20 protein-coding genes and 1 riboswitch are annotated in these 23,833 nt (G+C 71.1%); of the genes, 6 read left to right on the forward strand and 14 right to left on the reverse strand.

Annotated elements, in window-relative coordinates; all coding sequences use genetic code 11:
• Position 1: 1 nt before the first annotated feature.
• Genes ACFQV6_RS01860 through ACFQV6_RS01870 form a run of 3 tightly spaced genes read right to left on the reverse strand, consistent with a single transcriptional unit; the run spans position 2 to position 3,575 of the window.
• Complete coding sequence (locus ACFQV6_RS01860) at positions 2-1,630, reverse strand: precorrin-2 C(20)-methyltransferase (RefSeq protein WP_378025500.1); 1,629 nt, start codon at positions 1,628-1,630, stop codon at positions 2-4.
• A gap of 14 nt (positions 1,631-1,644) precedes the next feature.
• On the reverse strand, positions 1,645-2,265 hold the full coding sequence (locus tag ACFQV6_RS01865) for a precorrin-8X methylmutase (protein WP_378025767.1): 621 nt from the start codon (positions 2,263-2,265) through the stop codon (positions 1,645-1,647).
• A complete protein-coding gene (locus ACFQV6_RS01870; protein WP_378025501.1) occupies positions 2,262-3,575 on the reverse strand; it encodes a precorrin-3B synthase in 1,314 nt (437 codons plus the stop codon). Before ACFQV6_RS01870 ends, ACFQV6_RS01865 begins: the two co-directional genes overlap by 4 nt.
• 88 nt (positions 3,576-3,663) lie before the next feature.
• Positions 3,664-3,786: riboswitch (cobalamin riboswitch) on the forward strand.
• 31 nt (positions 3,787-3,817) lie between these two features.
• Here ACFQV6_RS01870 and cobN point away from each other — a divergent pair.
• Together cobN and ACFQV6_RS01880 are read left to right on the forward strand one after the other, a co-directional pair.
• The gene (cobN, locus tag ACFQV6_RS01875; RefSeq protein ID WP_378025502.1) at positions 3,818-7,348 is read left to right on the forward strand and encodes a cobaltochelatase subunit CobN; all 3,531 of its coding nucleotides are present in this window, start codon (positions 3,818-3,820) and stop codon (positions 7,346-7,348) included.
• A 100-nt stretch (positions 7,349-7,448) separates the two neighbouring features.
• Positions 7,449-7,946 (forward strand): GNAT family N-acetyltransferase, encoded by a 498-nt coding sequence (locus ACFQV6_RS01880; protein ID WP_378025503.1) that lies wholly within the window; start codon positions 7,449-7,451, stop codon positions 7,944-7,946.
• Between the two features lie 343 nt (positions 7,947-8,289).
• On the opposite strand, the gene cobF is transcribed toward ACFQV6_RS01880, so the two are convergent.
• The 8 genes from cobF to ACFQV6_RS01920 form a co-directional block, all read right to left on the reverse strand.
• Positions 8,290-9,063, reverse strand: coding sequence for a precorrin-6A synthase (deacetylating) (gene cobF, locus ACFQV6_RS01885; protein ID WP_378025504.1), 774 nt, complete (start codon positions 9,061-9,063; stop codon positions 8,290-8,292).
• 560 nt (positions 9,064-9,623) lie between these two features.
• A complete protein-coding gene (gene dinB, locus ACFQV6_RS01890) occupies positions 9,624-10,808 on the reverse strand; it encodes a DNA polymerase IV (protein WP_378025505.1) in 1,185 nt (394 codons plus the stop codon).
• A gap of 186 nt (positions 10,809-10,994) precedes the next feature.
• Positions 10,995-11,615, reverse strand: coding sequence for a carbohydrate-binding protein (locus tag ACFQV6_RS01895; protein WP_378025506.1), 621 nt, complete (start codon positions 11,613-11,615; stop codon positions 10,995-10,997).
• A 13-nt stretch (positions 11,616-11,628) separates the two neighbouring features.
• On the reverse strand, positions 11,629-12,534 hold the full coding sequence (locus ACFQV6_RS01900) for a TIGR03619 family F420-dependent LLM class oxidoreductase (protein WP_378025507.1): 906 nt from the start codon (positions 12,532-12,534) through the stop codon (positions 11,629-11,631).
• Between the two features lie 32 nt (positions 12,535-12,566).
• Positions 12,567-13,004: a TIGR03618 family F420-dependent PPOX class oxidoreductase gene (locus ACFQV6_RS01905; protein ID WP_378025508.1), complete on the reverse strand. Its 438-nt coding sequence runs from the start codon at positions 13,002-13,004 to the stop codon at positions 12,567-12,569.
• A 322-nt stretch (positions 13,005-13,326) separates the two neighbouring features.
• Positions 13,327-16,077 carry a putative bifunctional diguanylate cyclase/phosphodiesterase gene (locus tag ACFQV6_RS01910; RefSeq protein ID WP_378025509.1) on the reverse strand — a complete coding sequence of 917 codons (2,751 nt, stop codon included), beginning with the start codon at positions 16,075-16,077 and terminating at the stop codon, positions 13,327-13,329.
• Positions 16,078-16,152: 75 nt separating this feature from the next.
• Positions 16,153-16,803 carry a response regulator gene (locus tag ACFQV6_RS01915; protein WP_378025510.1) on the reverse strand — a complete coding sequence of 217 codons (651 nt, stop codon included), beginning with the start codon at positions 16,801-16,803 and terminating at the stop codon, positions 16,153-16,155.
• 2 nt (positions 16,804-16,805) lie between these two features.
• Entirely contained in the window at positions 16,806-17,903 is a 1,098-nt protein-coding gene (locus ACFQV6_RS01920) for a sensor histidine kinase (protein WP_378025511.1), read from the reverse strand.
• A 124-nt stretch (positions 17,904-18,027) separates the two neighbouring features.
• Between ACFQV6_RS01920 and ACFQV6_RS01925 the strand changes: the two genes are divergently transcribed.
• A complete protein-coding gene (locus ACFQV6_RS01925; protein ID WP_378025512.1) occupies positions 18,028-18,549 on the forward strand; it encodes a hypothetical protein in 522 nt (173 codons plus the stop codon).
• Between the two features lie 125 nt (positions 18,550-18,674).
• On the opposite strand, the gene ACFQV6_RS01930 is transcribed toward ACFQV6_RS01925, so the two are convergent.
• Together ACFQV6_RS01930 and ACFQV6_RS01935 are read right to left on the reverse strand one after the other, a co-directional pair.
• Positions 18,675-19,622, reverse strand: coding sequence for a DNA polymerase domain-containing protein (locus ACFQV6_RS01930; RefSeq protein WP_378025513.1), 948 nt, complete (start codon positions 19,620-19,622; stop codon positions 18,675-18,677).
• Positions 19,623-19,625: 3 nt separating this feature from the next.
• Complete coding sequence (locus tag ACFQV6_RS01935) at positions 19,626-20,876, reverse strand: ABC transporter substrate-binding protein (RefSeq protein WP_378025514.1); 1,251 nt, start codon at positions 20,874-20,876, stop codon at positions 19,626-19,628.
• Positions 20,877-21,031: 155 nt separating this feature from the next.
• Between ACFQV6_RS01935 and ACFQV6_RS01940 the strand changes: the two genes are divergently transcribed.
• On the forward strand, positions 21,032-21,514 hold the full coding sequence (locus tag ACFQV6_RS01940) for a hypothetical protein (RefSeq protein ID WP_378025515.1): 483 nt from the start codon (positions 21,032-21,034) through the stop codon (positions 21,512-21,514).
• A 1-nt stretch (position 21,515) separates the two neighbouring features.
• On the opposite strand, the gene rnhA is transcribed toward ACFQV6_RS01940, so the two are convergent.
• Positions 21,516-21,977, reverse strand: a complete 462-nt coding sequence (gene rnhA, locus ACFQV6_RS01945) for a ribonuclease HI (protein ID WP_378025516.1) — start codon at positions 21,975-21,977, stop codon at positions 21,516-21,518.
• Positions 21,978-22,100: 123 nt separating this feature from the next.
• Here rnhA and ACFQV6_RS01950 point away from each other — a divergent pair, with 123 nt between their 5' ends.
• Positions 22,101-23,030: an ABC transporter ATP-binding protein gene (locus ACFQV6_RS01950; RefSeq protein WP_378025517.1), complete on the forward strand. Its 930-nt coding sequence runs from the start codon at positions 22,101-22,103 to the stop codon at positions 23,028-23,030.
• Complete coding sequence (locus ACFQV6_RS01955) at positions 23,027-23,788, forward strand: ABC transporter permease (RefSeq protein WP_378025518.1); 762 nt, start codon at positions 23,027-23,029, stop codon at positions 23,786-23,788. The genes ACFQV6_RS01950 and ACFQV6_RS01955 overlap by 4 nt, the downstream gene beginning before the upstream one ends.
• The last annotated feature ends 45 nt before the right edge of the window (positions 23,789-23,833 follow it).

The following is a 23,833-nucleotide window of genomic DNA, read 5'->3' on the forward strand; positions in this document are numbered from 1 at the left end:
GTCAGCCCGGGTAGTGGCGGGGCGTGTAGACCGCTGTGGTGCCGTCGCCCCGGGTGACCGCCCGGGTCTGCGACGAACCGATGATCAGCAGGGTGCGCATGTCGACGGTCGCCGGGTCGAGGCCGGCGAGGGTGGTGACCCGTACCGACTCGCCCGCACCGCCGACGTCCCGGCCGACCACCACCGGTGTGTGCCCGGCCCGGTGCTCGCGCAGCAGCTCCAGGGCCCGGACCAGCTGCTCCTTGCGGCTCTTCGAGGCCGGGTTGTAGATCGCGATAACCAGGTCGGCGGCGGCCGCACCCGCCAGCCGCGTCTCGATGACCGGCCACGGCTTGAGCCGGTCGGAGAGCGAGAGGATGCAGAAGTCGTGACCGAGCGGTGCGCCGGCCCGGCTCGCCACCGCCTGCGCCGCGGTCAGGCCCGGCACGATCCGGACCGGGACGTCCTTCCACTGCGGGTCCTCGGCCACCTCCAGCACGGCAGCGGCCATCGCGAAGACACCGGGGTCGCCGGATGACACGACCGCCACCCGCCGTCCGTTCTTCGCCAGGTCCAGCGCGAACGCGGCCCGCTCGGCCTCGACCCGGTTGTCCGACGAGTGCCGGCGCTGCCGGGCGTTCGGCGGGACCCGGTCCACGTACGGGCCGTAGCCGACCAGGTCGTCGGCGGAGGCGAGGGCGGCCTGCGCCTCCGGGGTCAGCCAGTCGCGGGAACCGGGGCCGAGCCCGACCACCGTCACGCTGCCGATCCCGTTGACCGGGTGCGCGGCGCTCAGGGCGGCGGCGTCCGCGCCCTCCAGGCTGACCAGGTCGGCCGGTCCGGCGGGCTCGGTGCGCAGCGCTTTCGTGCTGACGAACTCGGTGCTGTGGTCCTCGGCGGTTCCGGCGGAGAACGCCGTGGCCGCGGGGCTGGGCAGCAGGGCGAGCGAGAAATACGGCACGGAGTCCGGGTCCACGTCCTTGAGCGGGACGGAGCGTTCCCGGTCGGTGGTGGCGCGTTCCACGTACCAGGCGTCGTCGAGGCGCCCGGCCCGGTCCAGGGCCTCGCGGACACCGGTAAAGGTGCGGCCCAGCTTCATCACGGCGGCCGAGTCGGTCCGCTCCAGCCAGCGGGTCAGCTCGTCGGTGGTGAGCGTGCCGGGCAGCACGGTGAGCACCTCGTCGCGTTCCATCAACGGCCGGCCGAGGACGGCGGCCGCGGCGCTGACCGAGGTGACACCGGGTACGACCGTCGCCTCGTACCGGCCGGCGAGCCGTTTGTGCATGTGCATGTAGGAGCCGTAGAAGAACGGGTCACCCTCGGCCAGCACGACGACGTCGCGGCCGGCGTCCAGGTGGGCGGCGAGCCGGGCCGCGGAGACGGTGTAGAACTCGTCGATCGCGCCCTGATAGCCGCCCGGGTGATCGGTCGTCTCCGTGGTCACCGGGTAGATCAGCGGTTCCTCGATCTGACCGTCCCGCAGATAGCCGGCGGCGATCGCCCGGGCGTTGCTGCGGCCGTGGCGCGCGGCGTGGTAGGCCACCACGTCGGCCGCCGCGATCAGCCGGGCCGCCTTCACCGTGACCAGCTCCGGGTCGCCGGGGCCGAGCCCGACGCCGTAGAGCCTGCCGGTCCGGGTCTGGTTCGTCATGACTCCGCTTTCCCTCATTCCGCTTCCGAGGCCAGGGCGTTCACCGCGGCCGCGGTCATGGCGCTGCCACCGCGGCGGCCACGCACGATCAGGTACTCCAGGCCGGACTCGGCGAGGGCCTCCTTCGACTCGGCCGCGCCGATGAAACCGACCGGGATGCCGAGCACCGCGGCCGGCCGGGGCGCACCCGCCTCGACCATCTCCAGCAGCCGGAACAGCGCCGTCGGCGCGTTGCCGATCGCCACCACGGCACCGCCCAGGCGGTTGCGCCAGAGGTCGAGGGCGGCGGCGCTGCGGGTGTTGCCGATCCGCTGGGCCAGCGCGGGCACGGCCGGGTCGCGCAGGGTGCAGATCACCTGGTTGGACGCGGGCAGCCGGCTGCGGGTCACCCCGGACGCGACCATCTGCGCGTCGCAGAGGACCGGTGCGCCGGCGAGCAGCGCCTTGCGGGCCGCCGTGACCACACCCGGGCTGAACCGGACGTCGTCCACCAGGTCGACCATCCCGCAGGCGTGGATCATCCGGACCACCACCCGGGCGACGTCGTCGGGCAGCCCGGACAGGTCGGCCTCCGCCCGGATCGTGGCGAACGAACGCCGGTAGATCTCCGCGCCGTCGCGCACGTAATCCATCAGGGTCTCCTCGCCGCCGCCACCACGTCCCCCAGCGCGGCCGGCGCGACGGGGGAGGATGCGGCGGAGACATCGTCGGGGCTGGGGGATGAGCCTTTTTCAACGTGGCGAGGGCCTCGGCCGCCAGCGCCGGACAACGGCCCGGCAGCTTCGGGCCCGATGCCAGGTTGAAAATTGCTCAATCGGGTGACCAGGTAACCGCCGGTGGTGGCGCGGGCCAGGACGTGCCGGCCGGCCGGGCTGCCGCAGGCGCGGTCGCAGCCCACCCAGTGCACCGGCAGGCCGTCGACGTGACGGGACGCCGCGGCGGCATCGGCGCGGACATCGGCCAGGGACTTCGCGCAGCCCGGGCGGCCCGCGCACGAGGTCACACCGACCCACCGGGAGTCTGCCGCGACCGGCAGCCCGGCCGCGATCAGGCGATCGGTCCAGCCTGCCGCGGCGTCTTCTGGCAGGTCGGCCACGATCACCCCACGCCAGGGCGTGATCAGCAGCCGATCGGCCAATTCCAACACCTTCATCGGTACGGGACTCAGCCGGCCCAGGGGAACCAGGGCACCCACCGCGCGGAGTCCGTCGGGCTGCTCCACGACACCGAGGAGGTCGCCGGTCTCCACGGGCTCGACCGGCGCCGCCGTCTCCACGCCGGTCGCGGTGAGGCTGAGCGCCTCGGCGACCCGCCGGGAGACCCGGGCCGGGCCGCCGGTGAGTTCACGCAGGCGCCAGGCCGCCGGGCCGTCCCCGCGCTGCGCCGCCCGTTCGGCGAGGAACGCGTGGGCGGTAGCGGTCATCACGGTCACCACCCGCTCGGCGGGAACCCGCAGGCCGGTGTCGTGACCGGCGAACCGGATCGCGAAAAGGTCACCGGCCGGGACCGCCGCGACGTCGGAGGCGAGCGGGACGTGACCGATCGCGAAGAGGAACTTTCCGGGCAGGCGGGACAGGGCCGGATCGCTGATGATCGCTCTGTCCAGGTCGGAGACCAGCTCCCGGAGCGGTTGCCCCGCGAGCGGCGGCGACGCGATGTTCCGTACGGAATCATGGGTTGTCGAAGGCAGCAGGCCCGCGTCGCGCAAGCGGGTCGCCAAGGTCTCGGCGTCTCTCGCCTGCAAGGCTCTGATCTGCAGGTTCGCACGCGAGGTGAGTTCCAGGTGGCCGTCGCCGAACTCCTCGGCGAGCGCACGCAGGGCACGCAGGCGGCCGCCGGTCAGCATGCCCCCGGGCAGCCGGACGCGCGCCAGCAAGCCGTCGGCCGCGGCATGCAGCCGCAGCGCGCCGGGGCAGGCGTCGGTGTCGGAGGACCGGGGGATCACCGCCCGGATACTACGGCCGGTCACCGTCACGGCCGCAGCCTCGGGTCGGCAGCGTCACAGAACCGGCTCCCTTGGATGTCTTGTAGCGTGGTGGGGAAATAGCGGCGACGCCGCGGAGGAAGCCGGTGCGAGTCCGGCGCGGTCCCGCCACTGTCACCGGGCGTTTTCGGTCCGGGAGCCAGGAACTCCGGTCGCCGTGATCTCTACTACCCGGGGCGCGGACCCCGAGGGGGAGCGCACGCGTGTTTCTGCTGCTGTCGACGTCCGACACCGATCTGCTCAGCGCCCGGGCCGGCGGCTCGGCCTGGCGCCTGGCGAACCCGGCCCGGACCGCGGTGGCCGACCTACCCGCCCTGCTCGACGGGGTCTCCCTGGTCGTGGTGCGCATCCTCGGCGGGCGCCGGGCCTGGGAAGAGGGTCTCGACACGCTGCTCGCCGGTGATGTCCCCGTCGTGGTGCTCGGCGGCGAGCAGGCGCCGGACGCCGACCTGATGAAGCTCTCCACGGTCCCGGCCGGTGTGGCGGCCGACGCGCACGTCTATCTGGCGCAGGGCGGGGCCGGCAACCTGGCCTCGCTGCACGACTTCCTCTCCGACACCGTGCTGCTGACCGGCAAGGGGTTCGCCCCGGCGGTCGCCGCACCGGAGTGGGGGTTGCTTCCCCGCGCCACTGTGGATTCCGGCATCTCGGTCGCGGTGCTGTACTACCGCGCACACCACATGGCCGGGAACACGGCGTTCGTCGAGGCGCTCTGCCAGGCGATCGAGGCCAAGGGCGGCCGGGCGCTGCCGATCTTCACGGCTTCGCTGCGGACCGCGCCGCCCGACCTGCTCGCCGAACTGCGCAAGGCGGACGCCCTGGTGGTGACCGTGCTGGCGGCGGGCGGGACGAAGCCGGCGACGGCCTCGGCCGGCGGTGACGACGAGGCGTGGGACGTCGGGGTGCTCGCCGACCTGGACGTGCCGATCCTGCAGGGGCTGTGCCTGACCAGTTCGCGGGCGGCCTGGGAGGCCAGCGACGACGGGCTGTCGCCGCTGGACGCCGCGACGCAGGTGGCGATCCCGGAGTTCGACGGCCGGATCATCACGGTGCCGTTCTCGTTCAAGGAGATCGACCCGGACGGGCTGTCGGTCTACGTGGCCGATCCGGAGCGGGCCTCGCGGGTCGCCGGTATCGCGATGGCGCACGCCCGGCTCCGGCACGTGCCGCCTTCCGACCGCCGTGTCGCCCTGATGCTGTCGGCCTACCCGACCAAGCACTCCCGGATCGGGAACGCTGTCGGGCTGGACACTCCGGCGTCGACCGTTGCTCTGCTGGCCGCTCTCGCTGACCGCGGCTATCGCATCGGCGACTTCGGCTCGTTCGACGGCGACGGCCTGATCCACACCCTCATCGCCGCGGGCGGCCAGGACCCGGACTGGCTGACCGAGGAGCAACTCGCCGTCAACCCGGTACGCATCCCCGGCGACCGTTACGCCCAGTGGTTCTCCTCGCTGCCCGCCGACTTCCGGGAACGCGTCGAGCAGCACTGGGGCGCCGCGCCCGGCTCGCTGTACGTGGACGACGGCGACATCGTGCTCGCGGCACTGCGCGACGAGAACGTCGTGGTGATGGTGCAGCCGCCCCGCGGGTTCGGGGCGAACCCGGTGGCGATCTACCACGACCCGGACCTGCCGCCGAGCCACCACTACCTGGCCGCGTACCGGTGGCTGGCCGACGACTTCGGCGCGCACGCCGTGGTGCACGTCGGCAAGCACGGAAACCTGGAGTGGCTGCCCGGCAAGAACGTCGGCATGTCCGCCTCGGACGGCACCGACGCGGCGCTCGGCGACCTGCCGCTGATCTACCCGTTCCTGGTGAACGACCCGGGCGAGGGGACACAGGCCAAGCGGCGCGCGCACGCCACACTCGTCGACCACCTGATCCCGCCGATGGCGCGCGCCGAGTCGTACGGTGACATCGCCCGCCTGGAACAGCTGCTCGACGAGCACGCGAACATCGCCGCCCTCGACCCGGCGAAGCTGCCGGCGATCCGGGCGCAGATCTGGACCCTGATCCAGGCCGCCAAGATGGACCACGACCTCGGCCTGGCGCACCGCCCCGGTGACGAGGAGTTCGACGACTTCATCATGCACATCGACGGATGGCTGTGTGAGGTCAAGGACGTGCAGATCCGGGACGGCCTGCACGTCCTCGGTGCGGCGCCGGAGGGTGAGGCGCGGATCAACCTGGTGCTGGCGATGCTGCGGGCGCGACAGATGTGGGCGGGGAAGGTGGCCGCGCTGCCCGGTCTGCGTGAGGCGCTGGGCCTGGCCGAGGACGCTCCGCTCACCCGCGTCGACGAGATCGAAGCCGAGGCCCGGGCACTCGTCACCGCGATGGAGGAACGCGGATGGCCCACTGCCGTCCCGGATATTTCAGACAATGCAGATGTACGGCGTGTGCTGGAATTCGCTGCCGCAGAGGTGGTGCCGCGCCTCGCCCGGACCACGGACGAGCTGACGAACGTCCTGCACGCCCTGGACGGCGGTTACGTGCCGGCCGGGCCGAGCGGCTCCCCGCTGCGTGGCCTGATCAACGTGCTCCCCACCGGCCGCAACTTCTACTCGGTCGACCCGAAGGCCATCCCCAGCTCCCTCGCCTGGGAGACCGGGCAGGCGATGGCCGAGTCGCTGCTCAACCGCTACCGGGCCGACTACGGCGACTGGCCGCGCTCGGTGGGACTCTCCGCGTGGGGGACCAGTGCCATGCGCACGGCCGGTGACGACATCGCCGAGATTCTGGCGCTGATCGGCGTACGCCCGATCTGGGACCCCGCCTCTCGCCGGGTCACCGGCCTGGAACCCATCTCCCGGGAAGAGCTGGGCCGGCCGCGTATCGACGTCACGGTTCGCATCTCCGGGTTCTTCCGGGACGCGTTCCCGCACGTGGTGGCGATGCTCGACGACGCTTTTACGCTGGTCGCCGCCCTCGACGAACCGGAGAACTACGTGCGCGAGCACGCCCTGCGCGATCAGGACTCGCACGGGGACTGGCGGCGGGCGACGATGCGGATCTTCGGGTCGCGGCCGGGAGCGTACGGGGCGGGCATCCTGCCGCTGATCGACAGCCGGAACTGGCGGGACGACGCCGACCTGGCCGAGGTTTACGCGGTGTGGGGCGGGTTCGCGTACGGGCGGGGGCTCGACGGGGTTCCGGCTCGCGGTGACATGGAGAACGCGTACCGGCGGATCGACATCGCGGCCAAGAACATCGACACCCGCGAGCACGACATCGCCGACTCCGACGACTACTTCCAGTACCACGGCGGCATGATCGCCACGGTGCGGGCGCTGACCGGCAAGGCCCCGGCCGCGTACATCGGTGACTCCACCAACCCGGACCAGGCACGGACCCGCAGCCTGACCGAGGAGACGGCGCGGATCTTCCGGGCCCGGGTGGTCAACCCCCGGTGGATCGCCGCCATGCGGCGGCACGGCTACAAGGGAGCGTTCGAGCTGGCCGCGACGGTCGACTACCTCTTCGGGTACGACGCGACGGCCGGTGTGGTGACCGACTGGATGTACGAGCAGCTGGCGGCCAGCTACGCGCTCGACCCGGAGAACCAGGAGTTCTTGAAGCGGTCGAACCCGTGGGCGTTGCACGGCATCACCGAGCGCCTGCTCGAGGCCGCCGACCGCAAGCTGTGGGACTCGCCGTCGCCGGAGACGCTGGCGGCGCTGCAGCAGCTCTACCTCGAGACCGAGGGCGACCTGGAGGACGGCACCGCGTAAACGTCTCTGCGCGGGTTCCCGGGCCGGATGGCGTGTTCTCGGCCGGGCGGCGCCGCGTAAACGGCTTGCCGCTGGTGCTCGTGGGCGGAAGGCTGGAGCGATGATCGTTCAGCGGGAGTCGGCGGGCCAGGCGGCAGAGATTCATGCGGTGACCCTCGCTGCGTTCGGGCAGGCCGCCGAGGCGGACCTGGTGGACGAGTTGCGCGCGGACGACGGCTGGATCCCGGCCCTGTCGCTGGTCGCGATCGTGGACGGCGCGGTCGCCGGTCATGTGGCCTGCACCCGCTCCGACCTGGGTGGCACTCCGTCGCTGGGGCTCGGGCCGCTCAGCGTGCACCCGGATCATCAGGGGCGCGGTGTCGGAAAGGCGCTCGTCCACACGGCTCTGGGTGCCGCGGATGCGCTGGGGGAGCCGCTCGTCGTTCTGCTCGGCGATCCGGCCTACTACAGCCGGTTCGGGTTCCGACTCGCGGCGGAGTTCGGCATCACGCCGCCGGTCGCCGAGTGGGCGCCTCACTTCCAGGTGCGAACCCTCTCGGCCTACCGGCCGGAGCTGCGGGGCGCCTTCACCTACGCCGACCCGTTCAACCGGATGTGACCCAGCCGCTTTCGGCCGGGTCACGCTCTCCGCGTTGTTCTCAGGCGACCGTCACGACGCCGGTGTATCCGCTGCTGTTCGCCCCGGCGCAGGCCGTCCCGTTCACCACCGCGCCGTTGCCCATGCAGCTGATCCAATGGAAGCTGAGCTGTCCCGTAGAGGTGTCGAGCTCCCCACTGACCTCCGCCGAGGCGCTACCCGTCGAGAACGTCGCCGTCCGGCTCGCCGCCGGTGGGCCTCTTCTCCGATCGGAGAATGGTTTTCCTGCACCCATTATTCGGCCGGAAAGAGCCCCCGTCAATCGCAAAGAATGCTTTCGAGTGGCAATTGAATCCCGGTGAAACTATTCCGCCGCCGCGTCACTCCCACCCTGATGACGCCGCAGCAGATACGTATCCATGATCCACCCGTGCCGCTCCCGTGCCTCGGCGCGCGTCGCCACGATCTCCTCGGCCACGTCGCTCACCGGCCCCGAAACCAGCAGCTCGTCCTCAGTGCTCACATAGGCGCCCCAGTAGACCGTGGCCTCCGGATACTTCGTGAACGTCTGATGCGCGTCGAGCATGACCACCACGTCGTCCACACCCTCCGGCCACCCCTCCGCGAGCCGCCGCCCGGTCGTGACCTGAAACGGCTGCCCCACCCGGTTCAACCCGATCCGATGCTTGGCCGCCAGCGCCGACACACTGCTGATGCCCGGAATCACCTCATACTCGAAGCCAATCCGGCCGCGCTCCAGAATCTCCTCCAGAATCGCGATGGTCGAGTCGTAGAGCGACGGATCCCCCCACACCAGAATCGCACCGACCTCATCCTCCCGGAGATGCTCGACAAGCAGCTCCTCCACCACCAGCGCCCGCCGATGCCGCCAGTCAGCAACCGTCCCCGTGTAGTCAGCCGGCGCCCGATCCCGCTCCGGATCCCGCCCCTCAACAATCCGCCGCCGCGGTGGCGAGTACCCCCGAATCATCCGCTCCCGCAGATCGACCAGACTCTGCTTCGCCGCACCCTTGTCAAGCAGAAAAAACACATCGGTACGCCCGATAGCCTTAGCCGCCTGCAGCGTCAAATGATCCGGGTCACCAGCCCCGATCCCGATCACATAGATCCTCCGCACCCCCCGAGTCTGCCTGGTCCACCCCCAACCTCCCCTCCCACCCCCTCACCGCCCCACCCCGTAGTGCTTCCTCACGCCGCGCCGCCGTGCTTCCTCACGCTCGCGCCGCCGTGCTTCCTCACGCCGCGGCGCCGTGCTTCCTCACGCCGCGGCGCCGTGCTTCCTCACGCCGCGGCGCCGTCGCGCAGTCCCGTCGCCGCTTGCCGCCGCCCTGCCCTGCCGGTTTGGCCCTGCACTCTCCGCCTGTCCGGCGACCGGGTGCGTGGCTCGGCTACGGCTGGCGCTGGTCGGCCGTAGTCGGGGCACGCTTTCGGGGGCGGATTCGGTGGCTGCGCTACGGCTGGCGCTGGTCGGCCGTAGGTGAGGCACGTATACGGGGCCGATACCTGCGCGGATACCAGCCGAGCGGACCCGTGAGCCCGCGCCGTGCCCGGCCCGCGCTCGCCGTGCCCGGCCCGCGCTCGCCGTGCCACGCCGCGCCCGCGACGCCACGTTTCGTCAGCGCCGCGTCGGCTCAGGCCGCTCGCTGCCTGTGCTCATCTGTCGGGTTCGGGTGGCTGTCAGTCGGAGAGGAGGGGGACGGTGGGGTTCAGGTTGCGGCCGATCATTGCGGCTCGGCTGAGGGCGCCGGAGCCGAAGCGTTCGCGGACGCGGTCGACTGCGGCGTCGAGGCCGTCGTCGCCTGGGTTGTCGAAGGGGAATTCGAGTTGGACGTTGCCGTCGCCGTCGAGGTTGCTGACTGCGACGCCGACCAGGGTCAGGCCCTTGTCGGTGATCAGGGGGCGGGCCTCGCTCAGGAGAGCCTCCGCGGTGCGCAGGATGGTGCCGGTCTGCATGGTGGCCTTGAGCAGGCTGCGGGAGCGGGTGGCGCGGGTGAAGTCGTCGAAGCGGAGGCGGACGGTGACTGTTCGGCCGGCGCGGTGGGCGCGGCGCATGCGGTGGGTGACGCGGTCGACGAGGGCGGCGAGGGTTGCTTCGACCTCGGTGAACGGGCGGTTGCCGCGGCCCAGGGCGCACTGGGCGCCGATCGAGCCGCGGCGGTGGCCGCTGTGGACGCGGCGGGGGTCGCGGTTGTGGGCGAGGGCGTGCAGGTGCCGGCCGGCGCCCTCGCCGAGCATGGCGATGAGGGCGGCCTCGCCGATGCGGGCGACGTGGCCGACGGTGTGGATCTGCCGCTCGCGGAGTTTCGCGGCGGTGACCGGGCCGACGCCCCACAGCTTCTCGACCGGCAGGGGGTGCAGGAACGCCAGCTCCTCGCCGAGCGGCACGACCAGCAGCCCGTCCGGTTTGCCGGCGCCGCTGGCGACCTTGGCGAGGAACTTGGTGCCGGCCACCCCGACCGTGATCGGCAACCCGGCTCGATCCCGGACCTCGGCACGGAGCCGCCGGGCGATCTCCACCGGGCTGCCGCGGATCTTGCGGAGGCCGTCGACATCGAGGAACGCCTCGTCGATGGAGAGCGGCTCGACGATCGGCGTGGTGTCGTCGAAGATCTCGAAGACCTTGCGGCTCGCCTTCGCATAGGCGGACATGCGTGGCGGCACGACGATCGCGTGGGGGCACAGGGCCTTGGCGCGACCGAGGCTCATCGGTGTGCGGACCCCGAACGCCTTCGCCTCATAGCTCGCCGCCAGCACGACACCGCCGCCCACCAGCACGGGCCTGCCGCGCAGCGCTGGGTCGTCGCGCTGCTCGACTGACGCGTAGAACGAGTCGAGATCGGCATGCAGGATCACACCCAGCATCTTAGTACAAACGTTCGAGAACCGGTGCCCGCGACACCGTGGAATCACGTCGCGAAATGCGGATCCCCACGCGAGGACAGGCGAGCAGGCGGGCACGCGAGAGCAGGCGGGCAGGCGAGAGCAGGCGGGAACGGCGGACCGAACGCGCGGTCGAGCAAGGCGGACGTACGGGTCTGAGCAGGCCGATCAGTGCTCGAACTGGAACCAGTTCAGGTTCACGAACTCGCTGTCGTCGGCGGCGCTGAACGTCACGAACACCGTGTGCACCCCGGTCACCGGTTGCAGTGCCGTCGTACGCGTACGCCAGTTCTGCCACCCACCCGTACTGCTCACCGACAGTTCCCCGACCGGCGGGCTGTCCCGGCTGTCCAGGCGGATCTCCAACAGACCGGTGACACTCGCCTCGGACGACACCCGGATCCGCACCTTGGTCGCCGGCACCTCGCCGAAGTCGTAGTTGTCGAACCGGAGGAAGTCGGCACGGGTGATCCATCCGACGTTCTCGCCGCCGCCCTCATCCTGCGTGCCCTCCTTCTGGATCCCGGCCAACTCGGTTGCCGACTCGGCTTGCAAGACCTCATAGGGAGACGGCGACGGTGAGGGCGAAGGCGAGTCAGAAGGAGGCGGGGAAGCTGAGGCGACCGCTGGCGGGGACACCGCGGCAGCCGGTGTCACGGCCGGGGAGTCCCCCCACGTGCCGATCAGATAGCCCAGCAGCACGAGAGCGGCGACGCCGAGCGCGATCAGTGCCCGGCGCCGGTTCGTCCAGGAACGGCTGCGGTAGACGGTCGGAGATCGGTGGTCCACCGGACAAGAGTAGTCAGCCGTTCGGGGCCAGCCCGGTCAGGATCTCCTCGCCGAGGGCGGCAGCCGTTTCCGGGTCCGCGTCCGGTGCGCCGACCCGCGGGTCCCAGTTCGGTTCGTAGAAGAGCTCGGTGGCGCCGGCTTCCGCGTACCGTTGCGCCCCTTCTTGAATTTGCTTCCAGTCACCGGAGAGCGGATTCGCCTCGTCCCGGCGGCCGGCCTGTACGACGCCGCGCACGACTATCCGTACCTCGTCGGGGTTGCGCCCGGCCTGTTCCGCCGCCTCCCGGACGGTACGCACGCCCCGCGCGATGTCCGCCAGGCTCGCCCGGCTGCTGCTCACCCAGCCGGCGGCGATCCGCCCGGCCCGGCGCAGAGCGATGTCGGCCGTGCCGCCCAGCAACACCGGCGGTCCACCCGGCTGAACGGGCGCCGGTAGCATCCGGCTCGGCGGCACCCGGTACAGCTCGCCCTCGAACGACGCCTCGCCGCCGCTGAACAACGTGCTCAGCGCGGCCAGGTATTCCTCGGTCCGCCGCCCGCGCGGTTTTGGGTCCGAGTTCGTCGCCTCGAACTCCGGCTCCGACCAGCCCGTGCCCAGCCCGAGGTCGAACCGCCCGCCGCTCAGCCGATCCAGCGAGCTCACCTGCTTGGCGAGGTAGGCCGGTGCCACATACGGCAGGTTGATCACCGCGACCCCGAGCCGGATCCGCTCGGTGGTGGCCGCTGCCCAGGTCAGCGCGACGATCGGATCCAGGACGCTGTGGTAGACCGGCGCGAGTTCCTGCTCGCGGCCGACGAGCAGCCGCTGGAACGCCCAGAGGCCGTGGTAGCCGTGCTCCTCGGCCAGCCGTGCGATGCGCGTCAGGGTTTCCGGCTGCGCCCACCCGCCGGAGACCGGACATCCGAAACTGATCAGCATGCGTCGCCCTTTGATCGGGGTAGAGGTTGCCCTTAGTCGGGGTAGACGCGGGTCGGTTTCACCAGCACCGCCGTCCGGCGCTGCTCGATCATCGTCCGGTCGTACGCCTCCCAGTCGTCATGTGTCCGCCCGGCCGCAGTGAAGATCTCGCGCAGCAGCAGCCGGAGTCGTTCCGGGTCGAGCCACGGTTGCGGATCGTCCGGGCCGGCCAGCACGGCCCGCCCCTCGACCGTCGAATATCGCCAGCCGCTCCGGAAGGCGATCGCCAGTTGCGGACGTTCCCGCAGGTTGCGCAGTTTCACGGCGCCGTAGGTCACGAACGCCAGCACCGGGTCTCCGTCCTCCGGATGCCCGACGATTCCGGTGTTCACCAGCGTCGACTGCACGGTCTGATCCGCTCGCACCGTCGACACGATCGCCAGGCCGGTCTCTTCGCGGCTCAGCTCCCAGGCACCCTCAACCGACCCCATCCCCCGACCTTACCCACCCCCACGACACCGCCCCGCCCCAAGATTTGCGAACCCACGAGGCGTCCCGCCCCAAGATCTGCGAACCAGCGAGGGTAGATGCGCACATTGAAGAACCGTGTGCCCCTACACAGCCCCTGGCATGGGTCAGCTCGCACGCAACGTCAACGTGTGCATCTATGCCCTGAGCCCGGCCCGGCAGGTCAGCCCGGCGGTCGCCGAACGGTCTGGACTCATGACCAGGTCGCGTGAAAAGGCAGAACCTTGCGTGTCCCCTACAAAAAATGAATTTGATCTAAAAAGAAGGAGTCCAATAAAGAAGGATCTAAGAAATGGGAACGCTGATTTCGGCGCCTTCGATGAAGAGGCGGCCCGCGTCGGCAGCAGGCACCGGCCGCGAGAAGTAATACCCCTGCGCGAACCCGCACCCCATCTCCCGCAACGCCGCCAACTGCCCGAACTCCTCGATCCCCTCCGCCACCGTAGCCATGCCCAGACTCTTGCCCAGCCGAACGATCGTGTCGGTGAGCGCGGTGTCGTCCGCCAGCACACCCAGCCGCTCGACGAACGAGCGATCGATCTTGAGCGTGTCGACAGGGAAGCGGCGCAGATAGGCGAGCGACGAATACCCCGTACCGAAGTCGTCGATGGCCAGGGTGAGGCCCAGCGCCTTGAGCCGAACGAGCTGCTCCAGGTTGGCCTCGGTGTCCGTCATCAGAACACTTTCGGTCATCTCCAGGCAGAGCAGATCGGCGGGCATGCCGGTTTCCGCGAGCACCGCGGACACGGTGTCGGTGAATTCGGGCTGGTCGAACTGGCGGACCGAGACGTTGACCGACATCTTCAGCGGGCGGCCGCCCGCGGCGGCGGACCATTCGACGGCCTGGCGGCAGGCCTCCTGCAGGACCCAGCGGCCCAGCGGAACGATCAGGCCGGTGGCTTCGGCGATCGGGATGAAGTCCAGTGGGTTGATCATGCCGCGGGTGGGGTGGGGCCAGCGGGCCAGCGCTTCGAAGCCGACCACCTCGTGGGTTTCCAGGTCGACGGTGGGCTGGTAGTGCAGTTGCAGCTCGCCGTGTTCGAGGGCGGCGCGCAGGTCGGATTCGAGTTCGAGGCGTTCGATGAGCCCGTCGCGCATCCGGGACTGGTAGCTGGCGTGGACGCCGCCGCCCGCGGCTTTGGCGTGGTGCATGGCCAGGTCGGCGTTGCGCATCAGCTGTTCGGCGCGTTCGCCGGGGCTGTCGCCGCCGGCCACGTCGGCGGGCAGGCCCTCGTCGAGCAGGTGGGCGCCGGCCAGGCCGATGCTGGCGCGGGTGTGGATGAGGCGGGCGCCCAGCTGGACGGGGGTGTCGAGGTCGGCGAGGATGCGCCGGGCGACCTCTTCCGCACCGTCCTGTTCCAGCAGGACGCCGAACTCGTCGGCGCCGAAGCGGGCGACCAGGTCGTCGTCGCGGACGCAGGCGCGGATCCGGTCGGCGACCTGGACCAGCAGCTGGTCACCGGCGAGGTGGCCGAGGCTGTCGTTGACCCGCTTGAAGCCGTCGAGGTCCAGGTGCAGCACGGTGGCGGGTGCGCCCCGCTCGACCGCCGCGGCGGTCCGGTCGCGGAACAGCGCACGGTTGGCCAGCTGGGTGAGCGAGTCGTGGTACGCCTCGTGCACCAGCTGTTCCTGCAGTTCCATCCGCTCGCTGATGTCCCGGGTGTTCAGCACCAGGCCTTTGACGTGCGGGTCGTCCAGCAGGTTCGTGATGGTCATCTCGGCCTGCCGGTCGCGGCCGTCGCGGTGCCGGACGGTCAGTTCCAGGACCGTGGTGGCGTAGGGCCGCCCGGACACCTGCCGCAGCGACTTGGCGAGCCGGTGCGCCGACTCCGCGTCGAGGTGCTGGGTGAGCCGCCGTCCGGTGAGGAAGCGTGCCGGATAGCCGAAGACCTGCTGCACCGCCTCGCTCTGGTAGAGCACGTCGGCTTCCGGGCTGACCACCGTCACCACGTCCGAGCTGTGCTGCACCAGAGCGTGGAACTGCTGCTCACGGGCGTACAACTCGGCGGTGCGGTCGGCTACGCGCGCTTCGAGGGTGCGGGTCAGGGTGCGGTTCTCGAGCTGGGTGAGCAGCTGACGGCCGACGATCAACAAGATCAAAAAGGAGCGGGTGTACGCGACGAAGGGGTGACTGTGCCCGCTCTGCACGTGGAACAGCACGCTGGAGCCGAGTGCCGCGAGCACCGCGACGTACGGCAGCATCACGGCCCCGGTCCCGACCGCCGCCGACAGCGGAACCAGCGGGGACGACCGTTCCAGGGGCCGGGCCGCACCCATGATGATCAGCGCGAACCCGGCGAGCCAGCCGAGGTCGACGGGCTGGCCGGCGCCGTTGTCCGGCACCAAACCGAGGTAGGCGTAGATGGCGTCGGAGACCGCGAAGAGGAACAGGCCGCCGGCGATGAAGACCATGTGTGCGCCGCAACCGTGGCGCCGCCGCTGTTGCGGCAGCATGTAGACGGACATCGTGGCGAGCACGATGCCGCCGAGCGGGTAGACGAGCGTCAGGTAGAACTCGGGACCGACCGTGACCTCGTCAGCGAGCGGGTCGACAGCGAAGACCCAGCCGACCAGGACCAGCGACGAGGCGATCAGCAGGCCGTCGAGGACGCTGCGCAGCCGGTTGACGAGCGGCTGGTTGGCACTCGGCAGAATCAGCAGGCCGGCCGCCACCAGCACGATGCCGACCAGGCCCAGGTTGGGCAGGCTGGGCAGCGGTACCGGGGTGATGTCGTCGCCGACGTTCGCCAGGAAGTTGACCTGACCGAATCCCCAGCTCAGCAGGCCCACGCCGAGGGCCGTCCAGCCCCAGCGGGACCGGCCGGTGTAACCGCGCGCCCGGCGCAGGCAGGCCGTTGCCGCGGCGGTGGCCCCGGCCAGCAGCGCGCCCAGGCAGATCACCCTGGTCGTGTCCGGCCCACCGGCACCGGTGCCGATCAGCACGGCGAGGATCACGAACACCGCGCCCACGGCAGCGCAGAGACGGACCCAGCGGCGTTCCGCGCCCAGGTCCGGCGCTGCCTTGCTGGCTGGCATGCGAGCCTCCGGTCCCCACCCGACGTTGAGTGGACATCCGGGTCATCGGGCCGGGCGGGGCGGTCCTGAGGCTTTTCAGCCGACCAGGCCGTCCTCGTACGCCACGATCACCAACTGCACCCGGTCCCGGACACCGACCTTGGCGATCGCGCGGGTGACGTGGGTCTTCGCGGTCAGCGGGCTGATCACCAGCTGGCGGGCGATCTCGTCGTTGGAGAGCCCGGTCGCCACCAGCCGGACCACCTCGCGCTCCCGGTCGGTGAGCACGGCCAGGCGGTTCCCGCCGGGGGTGGCGGCGGCCGGCACGGGGCGGTGCGCGTACTCGCCGACGACCCGGCGGGTGACGCTGGGGGAGAGCAGGGCGTCGCCGGCGGCGACCACGCGTACCGCGGTTCGCAGGCCCTCCGGGTCGATCTCCTTGGTGAGGAACCCGCTGGCGCCGGCGGCGAGGGCGGCGAACACGTACTCGTCGGTCTCGAAGGTGGTCAGGATGATGATTTTCGGACCCTCGCCGGCCAGCAGACGGGTCGCGGCGATGCCGTCCATGCCGGGCATCCGGATGTCCATCAGGATCACGTCCGGCCGCAGCTTGCGGGCGGCGCGGACGGCCTCGTCCCCGGTGGACGCCTCGCCGACCACCTCGATGTCCCTGCCGCGCCGGAGCAGGCTCCGGAAGCCGGCGCGGACCAGGTGCTGGTCGTCGGCGAGGAGTACCGAGATCGACATGCTCACTCCGCAAGGATCGGGATGCTGGCGCGTACGGTGAAGCCGCTCTTGCCCGGCCCGGCCGTGAGCGCCCCGCCCAGAGCGGCCACCCGCTCCCGCATGCCGGCGATACCGTGCCCGTCCACGATCGTGTCCGCACCCCGCCCATCGTCCTGGACATCGACGAGCACACCGTCGGCGGCGTAGCGCAGCGTCACGATCGCCCGGCTCGCACCCGCGTGCCGCACCGTGTTGGTGAGCGACTCCTGCACCACCCGGTAGACCGCCGTGGCGACCGGCGCCGGCACCTCGATCGGATCGCCGAACTCGTTGAGCGACACCGGCAGACCCGCCTCCCGAACCTGCCCGATCAGCCCTTCGAGGCTCTCCAGCGCCGGCACCTCGCCCTCCCGCAGCACACCGACAAGCGCACGCAGGTCGGTCATGGCCTTGGCCCGCACCTCCTGGGCGAGCTTCAGCGACTCCTTCGCCTCGTCCGGCTCCGCGTCGAAGGAATCCATCGCGACGTTGAGGTGCACACCCACAACGGCCAGCGTGTGCGAGACCACGTCGTGCAGGTCACGGGCGATCTCCACCCGCTCCTCCGCGCGCCTGCGGCGTGCGTCGATCTCCTGCTGCCGCTCGGTCTGGGCGATCCGGTGGGCCACCTCGGCGCGCCAGCGCAAAGAGTTCTGGTACGCCGCGGCGCCGGCCAGCACAGCGGACAGCCAGAGGGCCTCCCCGCCGATGTGGGCGAACACGTGGTCGGCGGGTCGCAGGTCGACCACCCCGTCCCAGACCAGCCCGTAGGCGAGCGCGATCACGCCGGCCACCGTGGCGGCACGCAGCCTGTCGTGCAGCGCGGCGGCGACAAAAGCGGCGGTCGCCGGCCACACCCAGCCGGAATCGATCAGGTGGGACGATCGCCAGGCCGCGACCGTCATCAGCATGAGGATGAGCGAGGTGAGAGGCCATCGGCGGGTGGCGAGGACGAACCCGGCGAGGGCGACCGCCAGGCTCCAGGCCAGCACCGGGTCGCCGATGCCGCCGGTGAGCGCCAGGCCGGCCAGGACGCCGGCGAGCGTCAGCGTGGCGCCCAGGAGAATGAAGTTCTTCGTCATGGCGGGAACGCTAGGTTCGCCGGACGGCCCGTCGCGTCGTCCCGGAGCGGACACCCTCATGGACTCCTCCCGCGTACGGGCTACACCATCTGGCGTACGCCCGCATGCTCGATAAGGTAACCGAGTGACCGCCGCGGAACTGCTCGCCGCCTCCGGCCGCTTTCCCATCGCGCCCGGCCTGTCCGAGACGGAACTCTCCGGCATCGAGTCCGAGTTCCGCTTCACGTTCGCACCCGACCATCGTGACTTCCTCGCCGCCGGCCTGCCCACCGGCGTCGGCTGGCCGGACTGGCGCTCGCCTGACCGGTCCGCCCTGCGTGCGGCGCTGACCGCGCCGGTGGAGGGGGTGCTGTTCGACGTGGCGGAGAATGATTTCTGGTACGAGGGATGGGGCCCCGCCTTCGGAGACCGGTTGGCGACGGCCCGCGCCGGTCTGATGATCGCGCCCCGGATGATCCCGCTGTACGCCCACCGCTATCTACCGGCTGCGATCGCCGGGCACCCGGTCCTCTCCATCTATCAGACCGACGTGATCAGTTACGGCGTCGACCTCACCGACTGGCTGCACCGCGAGTTCGGCATCGGCGAGCCGGCCCAGCGCCGCTCCCGCCCCACCGTCCCGTTCTGGAGCGCCCTCGCCAACTGACCCCCGCCGGCTGGCTCTCAGGGGTGCCTCGCGCGCTGCGGGACCCCTCTCACGCCCAGCTGGTTGGCTCGGCTGGCTGTGAGGGGTGCCTTGCGCCCGGCGAAGCACCTCTCACGCCCAGCCGGTCAGGTTTCGGTCGCGCGGCGGGCTCGGGCTCGGCGTTTGCCCTCGTGCATCGCCTGGACGCGGGCGACCGGGATCGTGTGCCCCTCCTCGATGAGTCCCTTGTCCAGCGGTTTGGGCTCGGGAAGCGCCTCGGCCCACGGATCGCGGTCGCCCAGCAGCCCCGGCGCGGTCGCGATGGTGAAGTCGCCGGTCGTCACGTTGTCGAGGTCGTCCCAGCTCACCGGGAACGACACCGGCACGCCGGGCCGGATCCGCGGGCTGTAGGCGGCCACCACCGTCGCCCCGCCGGCCCGGGTCGCGTCGAGGAACACCTTGCCGTGCCGGTCGTCGCGGATGAACGCGGTGGTGGCGAGCGCCGGGTCGAGCCGCTCGGCACGGGCCGCGACGGCCCGTTGCGCCGCTGCCACATCCTCCGGCGCGGCGTCGGCGAGCGGCACGAACACGTGGACACCCTTCGACCCGCTGGTCTTCACCGCGCCGGGCATCCCGACGTCGTCGAGGACCTGCTTGACCAGCCGGGCCGCCTGGACGGCGAGCCGGAAGCCGCCGTCCTCCGGCGGGTCCAGGTCCATGATCAGGTGAGTGGGGTGCATCGATCCGGCGAGCATCAGCGCCGGGTGGTACTCGATCGCCCGCTGGTTACCGAACCAGATCAGCGTGCGCCTGTCGTTGCCGAGCGCGTAGGTCACCTCACGATGCGACGCGTCCGCCCAGATCTTCGTCCGGGGGACCCAGTCCGGGGTGTACTTCGGCAGGTTCTTCTGCATGAACTGGTCCTGGCCGCGGAGCACCCGGATCACCGACAGCGGCCGGTCCCGCAGCACCGGCAGCAGCCGTCCGGCCATCGCGTCCAGATAGTCGATCAGGTCCCGCTTGGTGGCACCGGCGCCGGGGAACAGCTCCTGGTCCAGGTTGGTCAGCGGTACGCCGTCGCGCTCATCAGCCATGAACTACCCCTTGATGTATTGGGCCGCGGCGGCGGCGAGCGCCTCACGCAGGGAGGCGATGTCCTTGTATCGAGCGATGGAGAACGTGCCGAGCGCGGTGTTCACCGCATTCTGCCAATCCTGCGAGCAGGCCGAGCCGTGCGCACACGACGGGACCGGGATGTCCGACTTCCAGTCCCGCATCGCCGCGAGCTGATAGCCGGAGAAGCCGGTGCCCGCCACGTCGGTGCGCGCCGGGATCGAGCCCTTCCGCACGTTGAACTCCCGCTGGCCCTCGGCCGAGGCCACGGTCCTCAACCAGCACCGGGTGCCGTCCGGGTTGGCCGCACCGGTGGGCAGCACGAACGAGTCGGCCAGCCACTGGAAGACACCGTCGTTGCCGGGGAACGTGAAGTGGTCGAGGCCCGGGGCCGCCCAGTCGCCCATCACGTGAAAGGCGGCCCGGCCCTCGACGAGCAGCCGCTCCGCCTCCGGCCAGTCCCGCGAGTCCCGGTCCGCGTTGCTGTAGTCGAGGAGCGCGGCGTAGTCACCGAGCGCCTCCGTGACCTCACCACTGTTCCAGTCGGTCGCCCCGGTGAACAGCCGGGTGAAGCTCTCCGCACCGAGATGGCTGATCAGCACCGCTTCGAGCAGCATGAGCTGGGTCCAGTCCCGGCCGACGGCGAGCGGTGCCTCGATCCCGGCTCCGCGCAGGGTGGCCAGGTCACGCAGGAGGGCGTCGAGCGTGCGCGGTGTCCCGGTGATGCCGGCCTCGGCGAGCACCCTGGTGTTGACCCAGACGACGTTGGCGCGGTGGATGTTCGCCGGCACCGAGTAGATCTTCCCGTTCACCGTCAGGCCCTCGAGCAGACCCGGCGGCAGGACCTGGCGCAGGCCCCAGGCGTCGTAGTCGGCGGTGAGGTCCTGGAGCCGGCCGGCCGCGATGTAATCGTCGAGCTCGGCACCGGCGTGCACCTGGAACGTGTCCGGCGGGTCGTTGCGCTGGATCCGGGTGAGGAGTCTCTGCTTGGCGTTGACCCCCGCGCCACCGGCCACCGCCGCGTTCTCGAACTGCTGGCCGGGGCAGTCGGCGGTGAAGCGGCTGACCAGGGCGTCCAGGCCCGCTTTCTCGCCGCCGTCGGCCCACCAGGTGAAGACCTCGACCTCGGCGGCCCCGGGATCCTTACCGATCGAGCCGCAGCCGGACACCGCCAGCAGGGCGACAGCGGCGGCGGCCAGGACACGCCGTGCGAAGCGCATATACGTACAGCGCATGGAAGTACCGTGCGCTCTACGGGCAAAGGTGTCAACTCATCACCTATCCCTCCTCGTACATCTCGTGCCTCTTGGTTGAGCCTTGGAGCTAATTCATTCGTGGTACGCCAAACGGGCCATAGCTCACTGTCTATCAAAATGGTCAGAATTCACCTATGAACGCACCGGGTGACATCGTGATCCTCCTTGTCCTCATCGCCGCGTTCGTGGCCTGCGCCGCGTATGCCGCCGGTCGGCTTCACCAGCGGTACCAGAACGGGCCGGACCGGGCGGAGGCGTATCGCAGCGGTTACGACACCGGGACCCGCAGCGTCTTCAGCATGGCCGCGCGGGCGGCGGGCCGGCGCCGGACCAGTGGAGCGGTGCACGCCTCGGCGGCCGCGCCGGTGGGAGGGGAGGAGCCGACAGAGGCGCTCGACGAAGGTCCGACGGCGGCGCTCGACGAGGGCCCGACGAAGCCGGTGCCACAGCTCGGCGTGCCGGAGCAGCAGAAGCCGGTCGAGGAGAAACGGGGCCGGCACCTGGTGCCGGACGAACTGGTCCGGGCCACCACCTACCGGCTACCACCGGACCGGGTGGCGCGGGCCAAGGTGGTGCAGCCCGCGGATCCGCCGGTGCCACGCCCGCGCGGAAATTGAGTCAGCCCTTGTCGAGGGCCTCACGCAGGCCGCGGGCCGCGAGCCGGTCGGCGCGTTCGTTCTCCGGGTGGCCGGCGTGGCCCTTCACCCAGTGCCAGCTAACCGTGTGCCGCTGCACCGCCGCGTCGAGGCGCTGCCACAGGTCGACGTTCTTCACCGGCTGCTTGGCCGAGGTCTGCCAGCCGTTGGCCCGCCACCGCGACACCCACTTCGTGATGCCGTCGCGGACATAGATGCTGTCGGTGTAGATGTCGACGATCAGGGGTGCCCGGTTCAGGCTCTCCAGGGCCCGGATCGGTGCCATCAGCTCCATCCGGTTGTTCGTGGTCGGTGTCGCCTCACCGCCGCACAGGTCCTTCTCCGCGGTGCCGTACCGCAGGACCGCGCCCCACCCGCCGGGGCCCGGATTGGGTACGCACGCCCCGTCGGTGTAGATCTCCACCACGCGGGTCCCGTCGCTCATGGCGGGCACCCTACCTCCGGTGAGGCATCCCATCCTGCCCACCGCCGCGGCCAGGCGTGGCGGCCACCGCCGTAAGGTGACCCTGGGCGAGCGGATTCCGTGCGGACGTGATGGGCGGGACTGATGGTGGGTGGCGACGCTGCCGCGGTTGAGGTACGAGACGTCGTCGTGCGCTGGGGCGACACGACGGCTGTCGACGGCGTGTCCCTGTGTGTGCCACGCGGCCGGGTGCTCGCCCTGCTCGGTCACAACGGCGCCGGCAAGACCAGCCTGTTGCAGGTGTGCGAGGGTTTCCGGCGGCCGGACGCGGGCGAGGCCCGGGTGCTCGGCCTGGACCCGGTCGGCCGGCACGACGAGCTGATGCCGCGGCTCGGCATCATGCTCCAGTCCGGTGGCATCTATCCGTGGGCCGCCGCCGGCGAGATCCTGCGGCTCTTCGCGTCGTTCGCCGCCAACCCGCTGAACCCGGACATGCTGCTCGACCGGCTCGGCCTGCGCAAGGTCGAGCGCACCCGGTTCCGCCGGCTCTCCGGCGGTGAGCAGCAGCGGCTCAGCCTCGCGGTGGCCCTGGTCGGCCGCCCCGAGCTGGTCTTCCTCGACGAGCCGACAGCCGGCATGGACACCGAGGCCCGGCACACCACCTGGCAGCTGATCGAGGAGCTGCGCGCCGACGGCGTGTCCGTCCTGCTGACCACGCACCTGCTCGACGAGGCGGAGCGGCTCGCCGACGACGTCGTGATCATGCGCAACGGGAAGGTCGCCGCGACCGGCACCCCGGCCGAGCTCACCGCGGCCGCGGGCATCGACCACCTGGAGGTCCGCGCCGACCCGGGTCTCGATCTGACCACCCTGCGCGCCCGCCGTACCGTCACCGAGACCTCCCCGGGGGAGTACGAGATCGCCGGCGCCCTCGACACCGCCGCGCTCGCCGATGTCCTCGCCTGGTTCGCGAGCATGGACGCGCAGGTCACCGCGCTGAGCAGCCGTCGCCGCACGCTCGAGGACGTCTACCTCTCCCTGACCACGCAGAACCCCGTAGGAGCCGCCAAGTGAGCGCCGGAACCTTCACCCCGGCGCCCGGCCGCGCCCCGATGCGCACGATCATCGGCCGGCAACTGCGGATGGAACTGCTGCTGACCGCCCGCCGGGGCGAGGCCGTGGTGCTCGCCATGGGCGTCCCGCTGCTGGTGCTGCTCGGCGCCGGCCTGTTCGAGGTCACGAACCTGCCCACCGACGACCGGCTCGGCTTCGTCGTGCCGGGGGTGCTGGCGCTGACCGTGATGTCGACGGCCTTCACCGGGCAGGCGATCACCACGGGGTACGAGCGCGGGTACGGCGTACTCAAACGCCTCGGTGCCTCGCCGCTCACCCGCCCCGGTCTGCTCTTCGCCAAGACCGGGTCGGTGCTCGTCCAGATCCTGGTGCAGGTGCTGGTGCTGGCCCTCGTCGGGTTCGCGGTCGGCTGGCGGCCCCAGGCGGGCGCGCTGCTGCCCGCCGCCGGGATCACCGTGCTCGCCGTCGCCGGTTACAGCGGTCTGGCGCTGCTGCTGGCCAGCGTGCTGAAGCCGGAGACCACCACCGGCGCCGCCACCCTGATCTACGTGGTGATGCTCTCGGTCGGCGGCATCATGTTCGCCGCACCGGACCTCGGCACCGCCGGATACTTCCTGCTGCCGCTCGCCGCACACGCCGACGGCCTGCGCGAGACGCTGATGCACGGCGCCGCGGTACCGCTGCCGATCTGGCTGAGCCTCGGTGCCTGGGCGGTCGTCTGGCTCACCGTGGCGGCCCGCAAGTTCCGCTGGGAGTGAGCCGGCTGTCCATCGATCGGTGGACAACCGGTGACAGCCGCGCGG

Origin of the sequence: Actinoplanes sp. GCM10030250, assembly GCF_042666575.1 — a bacterium.
Lineage (GTDB): Bacteria > Actinomycetota > Actinomycetes > Mycobacteriales > Micromonosporaceae > Actinoplanes.